Raw genomic sequence first — 12,629 nt, forward strand, 5'->3', positions numbered from 1 at the left:
TTATTCTCCTGCCTGCCCGGCCAGCACCGGATCCACTTCCACACCGGGACGAATTTTTTGCAGGCCTTCGACCACAACAGTTTCCCCGTTTGTCAGCCCATCCAGCACAATGATTCCGGTACCCTGCACATCGCCGGTGACGATATAGCGCTGGGCTACCTGGTTCTGATCATCCACTACCAGAACAAACGGCCCCTGCTGATCGCGCTGGATTGCGGACTGGCTGATGATGATCCGGTCGACTGCTTCTTGCGATTGAAGGCCGACGGTCAGAAAGGCGCCGTCCAGGATCAGCCGGTGATCGTTTTGAAACTGCGCCCGCACGGTGACAGCACCGGTTGCCGGATCAACCCGGTTGCCGGCAAAGGCGATCCGGCCCTTTTCCTTCAGCTCGGCCCCATTGGGGAGGACCACGAACACTTCCGGCGCGGCTTCAGTGTCGGACCGGTCGATGCCTTGCGAGTCGAGATTCTGGAGGATTTCGACGAATTGCTTTTCGTTGAGCGAGAAGGACACGTAAACCGGCGCTTCGCGCACGATGTTAACCAAAGCCGCGCCGCCGGGGCTGACGACATCGCCGATGCTGACCTCGACGCGCCCGACACGGCCGGAAAACGGCGCATGGATCTCGGTATAGCTCAGGTCCAGCTCGGCCTGCCGGATTGCAGCTGCTGCGGCGCGCACCCGGGCTTCGGCCACCTGCTCATTGGCGCTGGCCGTATCCCGGTCCGCCTCCGGGACCGAGCCGCGTTCAAACAGCTTCTGCTTGCGGGCCAGGTCCAGCGAGGCCAGCTCGAGATTGGCCTCTGCCTGCGCCAGCTCCGCCCTGCGGCTTTCCAGCACCGCCTCAAAAGCGCTGCGTTCAATTCGGAACAGCACATCGCCCTTTTTCACTTCGGCGCCGTCCGCAACCAGAACCTCCTCCAGGTAACCGTTGACACGCGTCATGATGTCGGCCTTGTCGATTGCCTCTCCCCGGCCGATAAAAGTCGCCGTGTCCTTGATCGGCTTGATGACAGCCTGCACCACGGAAACTTTGGGCGCCGCGGCCTGCTGGGCGGCGGCAGGTCCTGCAAGCATCAGGCCCGCCGCCGCTATAATTGCAAGTCCGGCTCCCCCGGACAGGTTCTTAATCCAGTTTCGTGCCATGCTCTGCCCCTTCCAATTTCGAAACTATGTAAAAAATGACTGCGCGGACGGCTCAGACCGCCATCAATGCCAATGTTAAACTCCTTCCATTGAATAAGCTGCTCACCATATCCGCAAGCCTGTTGGCGCGATAGGGCTGCGAGTGGAACCTTTGGCGCGCAACAGGGGTTGCCCTAATGGAGACCGGGCGGACTGCCCCGCCTGCGAAGCATCCATTGATTGCCGCTTATGCACCGCTATCTGACCCCGAGATGCCGATAGACCTGAAACCTAGGAGGATGACATGCGATGGAGAGGGCGCCGTGGAAGCCGGAATATCGAGGACCGGCGCGGCCGGGGGCTCACAGGCAGAACCGCAGGGATCGGCGGTGCCGGGGCAGTCTTAATTGTTGTCGTCGGGGCCTTTCTGGGCGTCGACCTCACGCCCCTGCTGCAAGGGTCAGCGCCGCAAAGCCGCCAGCCCGCACCGGTCACTGAAGCCGACCAGAAGGCCGCGGAATTTGTCAGCGTGACCCTGGCAGACACTGAGGAGATCTGGACCGAGATTTTTGAACAGCAGCTGGAGCGGCCTTACGACCCGGCGGTGCTGGTCTTGTTCAAGGGTGTGACACAATCGCCCTGTGGCGCGGCGTCCGGCGCCTCCGGTCCGTTTTATTGCCCGCTTGATGAGAAAGTCTATCTCGACACGGCCTTTTTCACCACGCTCAGCCAGCGGCTGGGTGCGGGCGGCGATTTCGCCGCCGCCTATGTTGTCGCCCATGAGGTTGCCCATCATGTGCAGAATGAACTCGGCATCCTGGGCGAAACGCAACGGAACCGTGCGCAGGTGAGCGAAGTGGAATCCAATGCGATTTCCGTGCGCACCGAGCTGCAGGCCGACTGTTTCTCCGGGGTTTGGGCCCGTTACGCACGTGATGACTTGGGCACGCTGGAACCGGGGGACATCAGCGAAGCGATGAACGCCGCCAAACAAATCGGCGACGATACGCTGCAGCGCAACGCAGGCCGGGCGCCGCAACCGCACACCTTCTCGCACGGCACCAGTGCGCAGCGGCAGGCTTGGTTTGCCCGCGGGTATGAAACTGGGGAATTGGGCGCTTGCGATACATTCAAGGCCGCCTCACTCTGACGCGGCTGCCGGCCGATCGTTGAATTCTCCCCGTGCAGATGGTTGTCTAATCCCGCAGGCGGCGCTAGGCCGGACCCGTAAATCGGGTCGATTCCGGCACCTCGCGCTGAGCCGCCGGACTAGGGAGACAGCCAGATGAAAGTAGATGGTACGCATTACCGATCCCTGTGGTGGGATCATGACAAGGACGCGCTGCAGATCATTGATCAGCGCTGGCTGCCGCATGACTTCCGCATCCAGCAGGTGAATACACTGCAGGAATTTGCCGAGGCAATTGTCGAAATGCGGGTCCGCGGTGCGCCGTTGATCGGGGCCACTGCGGCTTATGGCATGGCGCTGGCAATGCGGCTGGATCCGTCCGATGCGGCGATGGATCAGGCTTGGAGCTATCTGAACGCCACCCGCCCCACTGCCATCAACCTGCGCTGGGCGCTGGACCGGTGCCGCAACCGCCTACGGCCGCTGGCAACAGGTGAGCGGGCTGACGCCGCGCTGGCCCTGGCCCATGAAATCGCAGACGAAGATGTGGAAATCAACCGCAGCATCGGCGCGCACGGGTTGGAGCTGATCAAACAAATCGCCGCACAGAAACTCGCGGGCGAACCGGTCCGGCTGCTGACCCATTGCAACGCCGGCTGGATTGCAACCGTCGATTGGGGCACTGCCACCAGCCCGATGTACCAGGCGCATGACGCGGGCATCCCGATCCATGTCTGGGTAGATGAGACCCGTCCGCGCAATCAGGGCGCGCTGACATCCTGGGAACTGGGCAGCCACGGCATCAGCCACAGCTATATCACCGACAATGCCGGCGGCCACCTGATGCAGCACGGCCAAGTGGATCTGGTGATCACTGGCACCGACCGCACCACCAGCCGCGGCGATGTCTGCAACAAGATCGGTACCTATCTGAAGGCCCTGGCGGCCAAGGATAATGGCGTGCCCTTCTATGTCGCCCTGCCCTCGCCGACAATCGACTGGACCGTCTCGGACGGCGTTGCCGAAATTCCGATCGAAGACCGCAGCGAGCGTGAAATCACCCATGTGCAAGGCAAGAACGGGGATGGTGCGATCGATGCGGTGCAGGTAACCCCGGACGGCACATCAGGCGGCAACCCCGCCTTTGACGTGACCCCGAACCGGCTGGTCACCGGCCTGATTACCGAACGCGGGATCTGCGATGCCTCCGAAGACGGACTTGCCGGATTGTTTCCGGACATGGCCGCCGTCAGAACCGCCTGAGACCGGAGGATTCTGTGTGAAACCTCCATATCAAGACAGCCCCGGGCTGCGGCAGGCTGTGATCGACGCCTGCCTGGAGATGAATGCCACCGGCATCAATCAGGGCACTTCCGGCAATATCTCGGTGCGCGCGGGCGATATGGTGCTGATCACACCCTCTGGCGTGCCCTATGAAAAGATGACGCCCAAGGATCTGGTGAAGATCCCTTTGGACGCTGGCCGATGGCCGGAGGGGCAATTGAAACCATCGACTGAATGGCCTTTCCACCTTGCCATTCTGCGGGCCAAGCCCGCTGTCAACGCAGTGGTTCACGCGCACCCCGTCTATTGCAGCGCTCTTGCGATAAACCGTCAGCCTATCCCTGCCTGCCACTATATGGTCGCGGCCTTTGGCGGCAACGATGTGCCGGTGGCAGAATATGCGCTGTTCGGCAGCCAGCTGCTGTCTGATAATATCACTCGGTCTTTGGAAAACCGCAGCGCTTGCCTGATGGCAAACCATGGCGCTGTAGCCACCGGCGAAAGCCTGCCGCGCGCGCTATGGCGCCTGGGGGAATTGGAAGCTTTGGCCAAGGGTTATGCGACGAGCCTGACAATAGGTGAGCCGCACATCCTGACAGAAACCGAAATGCAGGAGGTAATCGCGGCCTTCGCGGACTACGGCCTGAAAGACAGCCGCTGATCTTGCACAGTCTAAAGGCAAAAGCAGTGCGTGAATGCGAGAGCTTTCAGTTGAATCGGAAAAATAAATATACAAAGGCCTGCAGTAAGAACTTGCTGCAGGCCTTTGTTTTTATTGGTACCCAAGGCCGGACTCGAACCGGCACGCTGTCACCAGCGGGGGATTTTGAATCCCCTGCGTCTACCATTCCGCCACTTGGGCCACGTCCTGTTCCTAGCCAAGCCAGACGCCAAGGTCCAGAGGCAAAAATGCTCTTCCCTGCCGAAAAAACGGCCTGTGGCGAATTCCGCGCAGCAAAGGTTGACGGAACGCAGCGCGCATGCCACCTCATCTTGCAAAACCCGTTGAGGATGCAGGGCACTGAATGCTGAAACCGCTGTACAACCGGACGATGGCCCTGGCCGATCACCCCAAGGCGCTTTGGTGCTTGGCCGTTGTCGCCTTTGTCGAAAGCTCCGTCTTTCCGATCCCGCCGGATGTGCTGATGATCCCGATGATCCTCGCCCGCCCGTCCCGCGCCTGGCTGGTTGCGTTGGTCGCACTGGCGGCCTCGGTTGCCGGCGGCGTGCTTGGCTATGCGATCGGAGCGTTCTTCTACGAGGCCATCGGCCAGCCTGTGCTGGAGGTGATGGGCAAAGGCGATGCCATCGCGGAGTTCAACACGCGCTTTAACGATTTTGGATTCTGGGCTGTGCTGGGCGCCGGCATCACACCGTTCCCCTATAAAGTCATAACCATTATGTCGGGCTGGACCGGCATGCCGGTCGGCACCTTCATTGCCACCTCTATCCTTGCACGCGCATTGCGTTTTTTCATCGTCGCCGGGTTGCTCTGGAAGTTCGGAGTCCCAATCCGCGATTTTATTGAACACCGCCTGAGCCTGGTTTTCACAGCCTTCATGGTTGTCCTGTTTGGCGGCTTCCTGCTGGTAAGGTTCATCTGATCATGCATCGTTTTCTGATCCTCCTCGCGGCTGGCGGCTCTGCCGCGCTTTTGTTGGGTGCGCTGGGGTTCCAGTACATTGGCGAGATGGCGCCCTGCAAACTTTGCTATTGGCAGCGCTACCCGCATGCCGCCGCGGCCGGCATCGGCGTTTTGGCACTGATCATTCCGGGAGCGCTGCTGCCTTATCTGGGAGCGCTGGCGGCGCTGGCCACTGCAGGCGTTGGCGCATTTCATACCGGGGTTGAACGTGGCTGGTGGGAAGGCCCGTCCACTTGCACGTCCGGTCCGATTGGCGGCCTATCCCCGGATCAGTTGCTGGACCAGATCATGGCTGCCCCCTTGGTACGTTGTGATGAGGCGCCATGGGAAATGCTGTCACTGTCTATGGCCAGCTGGAACGCCATTGTCTCTTTTGGCTTGGCGCTGCTTTGGTTTGCGGCGGCTAACCGTGCCCGCAAACAGGGTTAACCGTCAGGTAAGCTGAAGTGAAGGCTACAACCAAATGGCATGACTGCAATATTTCCGAATTTCAGCTGTCTTTTTTTGTCGCCAGCAGCAGGTTCGTCTCGCTGCTCACAATCCCCTCGAAGGTGCGGATCTTTGCCAAAGCCGTGTCTAACGTTTCCAGTGTTTCGGTGCCAAGCACCACAATCAAATCCCAGCGCCCATTGGTGGTATGAATTGCCCGGACTTCTGGAAGCCCCTGCAACTGCCGGGTGATCCGGTTGGTGCCGCGGCCTTCGATCCCGATCAGCATCAATCCCCGGACCGGATCCCGCAGCACGTCTTCTTTCAGCACTACGGTAAACCCCAGAATATCCCCGCGCGCCTGCAACCGCTCAATCCGGGCCCGCACCGTGGTGCGCGACAGGTTCAGCTCAAGTGCCAGATCTGACAGCGACGCCCGCGCATTATGCCGAAGAGCTGACACCAGCCGCTCATCCGTTTTGTCCATTTTCCACTCCAATTCGACCATCCACTGACCTTTATGAGCAAAATGTATGCTGGAATCTATCTCATATCGGAGGTTTCTAGGAGGAAAGTTTATTTTTTTGAGAGGCCGAAACGGTGACTTCACAACATTGCATCCTAATTGGCGCGCCGGTGGACAGTGGTAAACGCCGGGCCGGCTGCCTGATGGGGCCCGACGCATTCCGGACTGCCGGGATTACTGCCGCGCTGGAAAGTCTTGGCCATACGGTTGAGGACTTGGGAAACCTGACCCCAGCCCCCTATGCGCCCGATGCCAACGACGGGCTGGTCTTTGCCCGCAATGAGACCATCGGCTGGACGTCGCGCCTTGCTCAGGCAGCTGAAAATGCTCTGGAGGGCGGCCTTCCCGTTTTCCTGGGCGGCGATCACTCGCTCTCGCTCGGCTCCGTTGCAGGTGTTGCAAACTATGCTGCCAAGGCTGGCCGCCCGCTGTTTGTTCTGTGGCTGGACGCGCATACCGATTTCCACACACCGGATACGTCGGACAGCGGTAACCTGCATGGCACGCCAGTTGGATATTTCACAGGCCGCAACGGGTTCGACGGCTTTCCTGAAGTTACCAACCCGGTGCCGCAGGAGAACGTCTGCATGATCGGGTTGCGATCTGTCGACGCCCAGGAACGGCTTGCCCTGGAAGGCAGCTCTATCTGCACCCATGACATGCGCCATATCGATGAGAACGGTATCGCCGGCCCTCTGAACCGGTTCCTTGAACAAGTCGCCGAGGCCAATGGCATGCTGCATGTCTCGCTAGACGTGGATTTCCTGGACCCCTCTGTCGCCCCGGCAGTTGGCACCACGGTTCCGGGCGGCGCCACAGTCCGCGAAGCGCATCTGGTTTGTGAAATCCTGCATGACTCCGGGCTGATGACCTCTTTGGATTTGGTTGAACTGAACCCGTTTCTGGATGAAAGGGGCCGCACAGCGCATTTGATGGTGGATCTCTGCGCCTCGGCTCTGGGCCGACGCGTCTTTGACCGCCCGACACGGAGCTACCAGTGACCAGCCTGCAGGCCCCTCCTGCGGTGGTCATAATGTGGCCGCACCAGTTCCGCTCAAATACGGAAACACAGGGCGGAAACGCCTTTCAAATACTGGCAAACAGTCTTAGCGGAACAATTTCAGCGCAGGCTCTGGCTGATTTCGGCAGCGCGGTAGTACCCACTGGCAAAAAACGCATTCTTGCACTTTCGGTCAAGGCGCTGGACGCACTGCGTCCGGAGCAGATTGCAGAAATCGAGCGGAGCGCCGAGCCGCTGCCCTTGACCATCCCCACCATCGAAACCGCAGGCGGGTCGGTGCGCTGCATGCTGACAGGCATCCACCTCAGCCCCCGTGAAAGGACTTCCGCATGACACAGCCTTCAGAAAAAGCACTGGTGCCTTTTGTCAGCGTCGACAATATGATGCGCCTCGTTCATCACATCGGCATCGAACAGATCCTGCGGGATCTTGCAGGCTATGTCGAAGACGATTTCAAACGCTGGGAACTGTTCGACAAGACCCCGCGTGTTGCCAGCCATTCTGATGTCGGTGTGATTGAGCTGATGCCAACCTCGGACGGCGAGGCCTATGGATTCAAATATGTGAACGGCCATCCCAAGAACACATCCGAAGGCCTGCAAACTGTCACCGCTTTCGGCCTGCTGGCAGATGTCTACACCGGATACCCGGTGCTGCTGACCGAGATGACCATTCTGACCGCTCTCCGTACCGCGGCAACCTCAGCAATGGCGGCCAAGTATTTGGCGCCTAAAGGTTCAACCACGATGGCAATGATCGGCAATGGTGCCCAGTCGGAGTTCCAAACACTGGCGATGAAGGCGATTATAGGCCTGAAATCCGTGCGCCTATATGACAAAGACACTGCTGCAACCGCGAAATGTGCTCGAAACCTTGAAGGCCTGGGCATTGAGGTTGTGTCCTGTCGAACTCCGGAAGAAGCCATTGAAGGTGCCCAGATCCTCACAACCTGCACCGCGGACAAGCAAAACGCCACTATCCTGACCGACAACATGGTCGGCAGCGGTGTGCATATCAACGCAATTGGCGGCGACTGCCCGGGCAAGACGGAATTGGCAGCCGGCATCCTCGGCCGCTCTGACGTCTTTGTCGAATACCCGCCGCAAACCCGTATCGAGGGCGAAATCCAGCAGAGGCCGGAAGACTTTTCCGTCACTGAGCTGTGGGAAGTGATTTCGGGTCGGAAACAGGGCCGCACCGGTGACCGGCAGATCACCCTGTTCGACAGCGTCGGCTTTGCTATCGAGGATTTTTCGGCCTTGCGTTATATCCGCGACCGCATCAAAGGCACTGACTATTTCATCGAGCTGGACATGCTCGCAGATCCGGACGATCCGCGCGATTTGTTTGGCATGCTCCAGCGCGCGAAAAACTGATTCAATGCAAAGGGCGCCCGTTCCCCCGCGGCCGCCGGCACGTCCGGCCTTTCAGTCTGATCGCCGCCTACTGCGGCGTGTGATGACAGTGTCCCAAGGGACTTGAGCGTCTGCCCTTTCAAGGCAAAAGGCATAGGCGGAGAGGCCGGAAACCATATTTTTGCAATTACTTGGGGAGTGTTCCTCAAGCGTCCAGCTCGGTGTCCCAATAGAGGAAATCCATCCAGCTGTCATGAAGATGGTTGGGCGGAAACTTGCGCCCGGTATTTCGCAACTCTTCAGCGCCCGGCCGCCGCGGCGGTTTGCGCAACGACATACCGGCCCTGTGCAGCGATTTGGAACCCTTCTTGAGGTTGCAGGGGCTGCAAGCTGCCACCACATTTTCCCAACTTGTCACCCCGCCGGCCGCACGCGGCACCACATGATCAAAGGTCAGCTCTCCCTTGCTGCCGCAGTACTGGCAGTGGAACTCATCCCTCAAAAATAAATTAAAGCGCGTGAAGGCAACGCGCTTTTGAGGTTTTACATAATCTTTCAGAACCACCACAGAGGGTATTCGGATCTCGGTACTCGGACTGTGCACCACCTCGTCATACTCTGCCACAATGGCCACCCGGTCGAGCCAGGCCGCCTTGACCGCGTCCTGCCAGGACCACAAGGATAGTGGGTAATAAGAGAGTGGCCGGTAATCCGCATTCAGTACCAGCGCGGGGTGCTGTTTCAGCGCCCCTGGAGATCTGACAAACTCTGCCCTGAAATCGCCATCCATTGTGAACGTCTTCCTCGCCCTGATCTTCCGTTTCCCGGAACCAGAGCGGGGAACCCGCCCCAGCTTATCTTGACTATATATCGTGGTTAGCGCCTGACAAGCCCTGATGATCCACAATATGTCGGGAGCTGTCTAAGCTGATTCCGTGTCAGCGGGGTGACAGTTATCCACAAGCTGCTGCGGCGCGGCCCTCTTGCCTTGCCGCTGCCAGCCGCTTATTGCCCAGTCATGACCCGTCTGATCCGCTTCAACAAACCCTATAACGTCCTGCCCCAGTTCACCGACCGCAGCAGCCAGGACAGTCCGCGGGCCACGCTGAGCGGTTACATTGACTGCCCCGGCGTTTATGCTGCAGGCCGCCTTGACCGCGACAGCGAGGGGCTGATGCTGCTGACCGACAATGGCCGGCTGCAGTCCTGGATCACCGATCCGAAGCACAAGATGGACAAGACCTATTGGGTTCAGGTAGAAGGCATTCCTGACGCTCAGGCTCTCAAGTGGCTTGCGGAAGGTATTGATCTTAAAGACGGAAAGACCAAGCCCGCCAAGGTAAGGGTGATTGATGAGCCACCGGGCCTCTGGCTCCGGACGCCGCCAGTCAGAGTGCGGAAAACCGTCCCCGACAGCTGGATCGAGCTTACCCTTCGTGAAGGCCGCAACCGACAGGTTCGGCGGATGACGGCAGCGGCCGGTCATCCTACGCTTCGGCTGATCCGCTACAGCATTGGCGCCTGGACACTGGACGGGCTTGCACAGGGAGCATGGAACGATCTTGAACCGCCAAAGGTCCCAGGTCCCCCTAAGCCCTCTCGGAAGCCACCGCGCAAACCCAAGGCATCTGCGCCACGGCCGCCGGCAAGTGACAGGCCGCGGCGGCGCTGATATTCTGTCAGCATGCCATCGCAAGCCCCCGCCCCCAACGCCATTCTGGAAGCTGCGCTTTATGTGGATGATCTGGACCCGGCCGAAGACTTCTACGGCCGGATCCTGGGGTTGGAGCGCATCCAACGGATCGGTGACAGACACGTCTTCTTTCGCTGCGGAACATCGGTACTGCTGATTTTCAACGCTGCGGAAACCGAAAAACTGCCTGGTAATCCGCGCTTGCCGGTGCCGCCGCATGGCGCCCGCGGCCCTGGCCATGTGTGTTTCGCGCAGCCACGCGAAGAATTGCTTCAGATGCGTGCGCGGCTGATGTCCGCAGGAGTGGAAATAGAGGCCGAGTTCGATTGGCCTAGCGGAGCGCATTCAATCTATTTCCGGGACCCCGCCGGGAATTCTGTCGAAATCGCCGAGCCGCATCTCTGGACCCCGTGAACTGCCGGGCTTCCTGAAATGGCTGCTGCGCCCCGGAAAACTCACGCTTTCCGGCCAAATTTCTGAGCATGGATGTTGCGGCACGCCTGACAGTTCAGAGCCCCAGCTTATCGCGCATGAACGCCAGCGCCACGCTTAACCCATCGGGAGCTATTCCGTGGCCTGTGCCCTTTTGAATATGGGCAAAGACATCCTGAAAACCGGCTTTCTGCAACGCTTCCGCGGCGTCCGGCAAAGATTGCACCGGCACCACATCGTCCTGATCCCCATGCACCAGCAAAACCGGCATCCTGGACACGGCTTCATCCTGCAGCAGCTCAGGCGCCAGCAAGCGGCCGGAGAAAGCAACAATCCCGGCCACCGCGTCCTCGCGCCGCGGCGCAACTTGCAGGCTCATCATCGTGCCTTGGCTAAAGCCGAACAAAACAACCTGTTCCGGCAGCACATCTTCGTCCACCATCAGTGCATCCAGAAAGGCATTCAGATCTTCGGCAGCAGCTTGCATGCCGCGCATGCTCTCTTCTTCCGAAGAACCGTCGATCCAGGGGATCGGGAACCACTGAAAACCCATCGGAGCGCCGGCACAGGCCTCGGGCGCATCCGGGGCAACAAACAGAGTATCCGGTAAATGCTCGCCCAAGGGATCCGCCAGCCCCAGTAAATCGGCGCCGTTGGCACCATAGCCGTGCAGAAACACCACAATTGAGCGGATGCTCCCGGAAACCGGTTCCTTGCGGCCGGCATTGAGTACACGAGTCATCGGATCCCTTCCCTGTCCTTCGCCATCCGGTAATAGGCCCACAGGGTGCGCGCCGCAACCGATCGCCAAGGCGACCAGTCTTCGGCCATTTGCCGCAGCTCGCGGTCCGTGGGGCGGTCCGGAAGATCAAACAGCAGCCGCGCCGCCTCCTGCAAGGCTAGGTCGCCAGAGGCAAAGACATCGGCCCGGCCCAGCGAAAACATCGCATAGATCTCAGCCGTCCAAACACCGATCCCCGGGACCTCAACCAGACGTGCAATCACCTCTGCGTCCGGAGCGCCCCTTAAGGCATTGAAATCAATGGGTGCATCTGCCAGGGCCCGGGCATAGCGAATTTTCTGGCGGCTGAGGCCCGCCGTACGCAGATCATCATCAGTGGCTCGCAGAATCTCACGCGGCCCGGTGAGCTTGGCGTCTTTCATCCGCGCCCAGATCGCCTTGGCGGAGGCCACACTCACCTGCTGGCTCACAATCGCGCTCAACAGCTCGGCAAACCCGTCCGGCTTGCGGCGCAGCGGTAATGGACCGGTCAGTTTCAATGCGTCGGCAAACCGGCTGTCGTGCGCGGCCAGCCATTCCGCGCCCTCAGTCACGCAGGCGCTGCATTGGATAATCCGGCCCACCCCTGGCAGGAATGTCGGTCCGTTTGACGCCACGTTACCCTCTGATTACTGGCAGTTGAAAGAAACCGTGATCACAAGGCCAAGCCCGCTGGCTTGCTCCCGTACATATTCACGGCTACGCATCCCACATGACCATGAGCATGACCACCCCCAGCGACACAGTCGCCAAAAAAAACGTTGCCATCCTGGTGCTGGCCCAGGCACTCCTCGGCGCTCAGATGCCGATGATTTTCATTGTTGGCGGCTTGGCCGGGCAGTCACTGGCGTCAAACCCTTGCTTTGCCACCTTGCCGATCTCGCTGATCGTAGCCGGATCAATGCTGGCGGCCACTCCGGTCTCAGCCGTTATGCAGCGCTGGGGCCGCCGGGCGGGCTTTTTTGCAGGAGCGGCCTTTGGCGCACTTGGCGGACTGGTCGGGGCTTACGGTCTGTACCTTGGCTCCTTTCCCATCTTTCTGATCGGCAGCCTGCTGACAGGCGTTTATATGAGCGCACATGGCTTCTACCGCTTTGCCGCTGCAGACACCGCGTCCGAGGCGTTCCGTCCCAAGGCGATCTCCTATGTCATGGCAGGCGGGCTTGCGGCCGCCATCATCGGCCCGCAGGTTGTAAAGGCCACCAG

Annotated in this window: 14 protein-coding genes, 1 tRNA gene and 2 pseudogenes; 11 read left to right on the forward strand and 6 right to left on the reverse strand. The window is 59.9% G+C overall.

The window, feature by feature from the left end; genetic code table 11:
• Nucleotides 1-1,080 (reverse strand): efflux RND transporter periplasmic adaptor subunit, encoded by a 1,080-nt coding sequence (locus VOI29_RS02525; protein WP_323775868.1) that lies wholly within the window; start codon nt 1,078-1,080, stop codon nt 1-3.
• 352 nt (nt 1,081-1,432) lie between these two features.
• On the opposite strand from VOI29_RS02525, the gene VOI29_RS02530 reads away from it, so the two are divergent.
• The 3 genes from VOI29_RS02530 to VOI29_RS02540 all read left to right on the forward strand — a co-directional run bounded on the left by VOI29_RS02530 (nt 1,433) and on the right by VOI29_RS02540 (nt 4,202).
• Nucleotides 1,433-2,278, forward strand: coding sequence for a neutral zinc metallopeptidase (locus tag VOI29_RS02530; RefSeq protein WP_323775869.1), 846 nt, complete (start codon nt 1,433-1,435; stop codon nt 2,276-2,278).
• Between the two features lie 135 nt (nt 2,279-2,413).
• Nucleotides 2,414-3,520: an S-methyl-5-thioribose-1-phosphate isomerase gene (mtnA, locus tag VOI29_RS02535; RefSeq protein ID WP_323775870.1), complete on the forward strand. Its 1,107-nt coding sequence runs from the start codon at nt 2,414-2,416 to the stop codon at nt 3,518-3,520.
• 16 nt (nt 3,521-3,536) lie between these two features.
• On the forward strand, nt 3,537-4,202 hold the full coding sequence (locus VOI29_RS02540) for a class II aldolase/adducin family protein (RefSeq protein WP_323775871.1): 666 nt from the start codon (nt 3,537-3,539) through the stop codon (nt 4,200-4,202).
• A 115-nt stretch (nt 4,203-4,317) separates the two neighbouring features.
• Here VOI29_RS02540 and VOI29_RS02545 read toward each other — a convergent pair.
• A tRNA-Leu gene (locus tag VOI29_RS02545) sits at nt 4,318-4,403 on the reverse strand.
• Nucleotides 4,404-4,566: 163 nt separating this feature from the next.
• On the opposite strand from VOI29_RS02545, the gene VOI29_RS02550 reads away from it, so the two are divergent.
• Nucleotides 4,567-5,145 carry a YqaA family protein gene (locus VOI29_RS02550; RefSeq protein ID WP_323775872.1) on the forward strand — a complete coding sequence of 193 codons (579 nt, stop codon included), beginning with the start codon at nt 4,567-4,569 and terminating at the stop codon, nt 5,143-5,145.
• 2 nt (nt 5,146-5,147) lie between these two features.
• The gene (locus tag VOI29_RS02555; protein ID WP_323775873.1) at nt 5,148-5,615 is read left to right on the forward strand and encodes a disulfide bond formation protein B; all 468 of its coding nucleotides are present in this window, start codon (nt 5,148-5,150) and stop codon (nt 5,613-5,615) included.
• Between the two features lie 61 nt (nt 5,616-5,676).
• Here VOI29_RS02555 and VOI29_RS02560 read toward each other — a convergent pair whose 3' ends face one another.
• Nucleotides 5,677-6,102: an Lrp/AsnC family transcriptional regulator gene (locus tag VOI29_RS02560; RefSeq protein WP_323775874.1), complete on the reverse strand. Its 426-nt coding sequence runs from the start codon at nt 6,100-6,102 to the stop codon at nt 5,677-5,679.
• Between the two features lie 113 nt (nt 6,103-6,215).
• Here VOI29_RS02560 and rocF point away from each other — a divergent pair, with 113 nt between their 5' ends.
• The 3 genes and pseudogenes from rocF (at nt 6,216) to VOI29_RS02575 (ending at nt 8,538) form a co-directional block, all read left to right on the forward strand.
• A complete protein-coding gene (rocF, locus tag VOI29_RS02565; RefSeq protein WP_323775875.1) occupies nt 6,216-7,142 on the forward strand; it encodes an arginase in 927 nt (308 codons plus the stop codon).
• A gap of 143 nt (nt 7,143-7,285) precedes the next feature.
• Nucleotides 7,286-7,495: pseudogene (locus VOI29_RS02570) on the forward strand (arginine deiminase-related protein); the annotation flags it as partial.
• Nucleotides 7,492-8,538: an ornithine cyclodeaminase gene (locus tag VOI29_RS02575; protein ID WP_323775876.1), complete on the forward strand. Its 1,047-nt coding sequence runs from the start codon at nt 7,492-7,494 to the stop codon at nt 8,536-8,538. The pseudogene VOI29_RS02570 and the gene VOI29_RS02575, both read left to right, overlap by 4 nt.
• 184 nt (nt 8,539-8,722) lie before the next feature.
• Here the strand turns inward: VOI29_RS02575 and VOI29_RS02580 are convergent, their stop codons facing one another.
• Nucleotides 8,723-9,307: an HNH endonuclease gene (locus VOI29_RS02580; RefSeq protein ID WP_027258957.1), complete on the reverse strand. Its 585-nt coding sequence runs from the start codon at nt 9,305-9,307 to the stop codon at nt 8,723-8,725.
• A gap of 228 nt (nt 9,308-9,535) precedes the next feature.
• Between VOI29_RS02580 and VOI29_RS02585 the strand changes: the two genes are divergently transcribed.
• The gene (locus tag VOI29_RS02585) at nt 9,536-10,189 is read left to right on the forward strand and encodes a pseudouridine synthase (protein WP_323775877.1); all 654 of its coding nucleotides are present in this window, start codon (nt 9,536-9,538) and stop codon (nt 10,187-10,189) included.
• Nucleotides 10,190-10,201: 12 nt separating this feature from the next.
• Nucleotides 10,202-10,624 carry a VOC family protein gene (locus VOI29_RS02590; protein ID WP_323775878.1) on the forward strand — a complete coding sequence of 141 codons (423 nt, stop codon included), beginning with the start codon at nt 10,202-10,204 and terminating at the stop codon, nt 10,622-10,624.
• A gap of 94 nt (nt 10,625-10,718) precedes the next feature.
• Here the strand turns inward: VOI29_RS02590 and VOI29_RS02595 are convergent, their stop codons facing one another.
• Together VOI29_RS02595 and VOI29_RS02600 are read right to left on the reverse strand one after the other, a co-directional pair.
• On the reverse strand, nt 10,719-11,384 hold the full coding sequence (locus VOI29_RS02595; protein WP_323775879.1) for an alpha/beta hydrolase: 666 nt from the start codon (nt 11,382-11,384) through the stop codon (nt 10,719-10,721).
• Nucleotides 11,381-11,977 (reverse strand): DNA-3-methyladenine glycosylase 2 family protein, encoded by a 597-nt coding sequence (locus VOI29_RS02600; protein ID WP_323775880.1) that lies wholly within the window; start codon nt 11,975-11,977, stop codon nt 11,381-11,383. Before VOI29_RS02600 ends, VOI29_RS02595 begins: the two co-directional genes overlap by 4 nt.
• Before the next feature lie 158 nt (nt 11,978-12,135).
• Between VOI29_RS02600 and VOI29_RS02605 the strand changes: the two are divergent.
• Nucleotides 12,136-12,629 (forward strand): annotated as a pseudogene (locus VOI29_RS02605) (MFS transporter); the annotation flags it as partial.

Origin of the sequence: Leisingera sp. (assembly GCF_034669605.1) — a bacterium.
Taxonomy (GTDB): domain Bacteria; phylum Pseudomonadota; class Alphaproteobacteria; order Rhodobacterales; family Rhodobacteraceae; genus Leisingera.